At 69.8% G+C, this 1,903-nt stretch carries 1 protein-coding gene and 1 pseudogene; both read left to right on the top strand.

All coding sequences use genetic code 11. The features are described from left to right. Positions 1-961, top strand: a pseudogene (locus D471_RS0100670) (hypothetical protein); the annotation flags it as partial. Positions 962-1,198: 237 nt separating this feature from the next. Next, positions 1,199-1,486 carry a WhiB family transcriptional regulator gene (locus D471_RS0100665; protein ID WP_013154770.1) on the top strand — a complete coding sequence of 96 codons (288 nt, stop codon included), beginning with the start codon at positions 1,199-1,201 and terminating at the stop codon, positions 1,484-1,486. Positions 1,487-1,903: the final 417 nt, after the last annotated feature.

Raw genomic sequence — 1,903 nt, 5'->3', positions numbered from 1 at the left:
CGGCTTCGGCCAGCAGGCCTACGGCCAGCCGGGCTACCCCGCCGCCGACCCGGCGCAGACCTCGTCGGGCCAGGTCTACGCCCAGGACCCGGCCCAGACCGCGTCCGGTCAGCAGCAGGCCTACGGTCAGGCGTACGCGCAGCCGGCGGACGCCGCGCAGGGCGCCTCCGGTCAGCAGCAGGCCTACTCCCAGTACGGCCAGGACGGCCAGGCCTACGACGCCGCCGCTCAGCAGCAGGCGTACGACGCTCAGCAGGCCGCGTACGGCACGGGTGGCCAGCAGGCCTACGACCCCTCCGCGCAGCAGGCCTACGGGCAGCAGTACGGCGACGCCTCGGCCCAGCAGCAGCCCTACGCCTACGGCACCGGGGCCCAGCAGGCCTACGACGCCGCCGCTCAGCAGCAGGCCTATGACGCTCAGCAGGTCGCGTACGGCACGGGTGGCCAGCAGGCCTACGACCCCTCCGCGCAGCAGGCCTACGGGCAGCAGTACGGCGACGCCTCGGCCCAGCAGCAGCCCTACGCCTACGGCACCGGGGCCCAGCAGGCCTACGACCCGTCCCAGTACGGCCAGCAGTACGGCCAGCAGTACGGACAGCAGGACGCCTCCGGCCAGGCCTACGACCCCGCGCAGTACGCGCCGCAGTCCTACGACGCCCAGCAGGGGACCGAGCAGTCCGCCGCCTCGGGTGAGCAGGCCGCCCAGGACGCCATCCAGTACGGGTGGTACCAGGGGGCGGACCAGGGGCAGCAGGCCCAGCAGGCGCCGGACACACCGTCCGACAGTGGAGTTGACCCTTTCTTTAACTCCGGCGAGCAGGCTGGTACGGACGCTTCCGGGCAGGCGCCCGCGTCGTACGGAAGCCAGTACGAAGCGGGCACCGGATACGGCTCTGACCAGCAGGGACAGGGCAACAGCGGGGGGCAGCAGGGCTGGTACGGCGGGGAGGACAAGCGCTGATCGCCCTTGGCGCGTCCGCGCCTCCCTCCGCCTGGGAAGGCCGTGAATTGCGTGGTAATTCACAGAACGGACATGGCACGATCGTCGTTGGCGGTTCGTTACATGATATTCAGTGGATTACCACGTAGGGCGCTTGACTCCTGGTCACGGCCCCGCGTGTAATTTCAAGGTGGGATTCCACCCGGCCTGGGGGACGAAAAGGGCCGGGACATCTATGGGGGGCAACAGGAGGTGCGCATGAGCGAGGTGATCCCGCTGGCGCACGGCTCGGACGAGGATCTGGGCTGGCAGGAACGTGCCCTGTGCGCGCAGACCGACCCGGAGGCGTTCTTCCCCGAGAAGGGCGGCTCGACCCGCGAGGCGAAGAAGGTCTGCCAGTCGTGCGAGGTACGTGCGGAGTGCCTGGAATACGCGCTGGAGCACGACGAGCGCTTCGGCATCTGGGGGGGACTCTCCGAGCGTGAGCGCCGAAGGCTGAAGAAAGCCGCCGGAGGGGATTTCGATTTCCTGGCGGAGATGCTCTAGGGCACACGCGCGAGGCGCATCCGGACCGCGAGTCCGGGTGCGCCTTTTTCATGTTCCATGCCGTTTGGGACTTTGGTGAGGATTGCGGCACACATCCGTCGAGTCGTGAATGCACTGATACGGTGCCGTCTGGGTGTCCTGGGCGAACAGCCCCACGACGCATCGGGGTGGCGTATCGTGATGACCCGCGCCCACCGTGCCGGACCGACCACGTCGGGCCAACCGTGCCGAACCGGACCCCGGGCGAGGCCGACGGGCGCCTGGCGCCTCCACGCGCCCGAAGGTCGGGGCACCGCCCCACCACCCGTCCCCGGGGCCCACCCCTCTCCCGGAAGAGAACACACCACAGCCGTGCTTGACCACGATCCCGCCAGACACGTCGTCACCGCGGTCATCGTCTCCCACGACGGCGCGCGT

This window comes from Nocardiopsis lucentensis DSM 44048 (genome assembly GCF_000341125.1).
Classification (GTDB): domain Bacteria; phylum Actinomycetota; class Actinomycetes; order Streptosporangiales; family Streptosporangiaceae; genus Nocardiopsis; species Nocardiopsis lucentensis.
This window is presented reverse-complemented; position numbering and strand designations above follow the sequence as displayed.

What these genes read in the sequence shown, in the direction of transcription:
- D471_RS0100665 (WP_013154770.1), top strand. Translation starts at nt 1,199, where the DNA reads ATGAGCGAGGTGATCCCGCTGGCGCACGGCTCGGACGAGGATCTGGGC.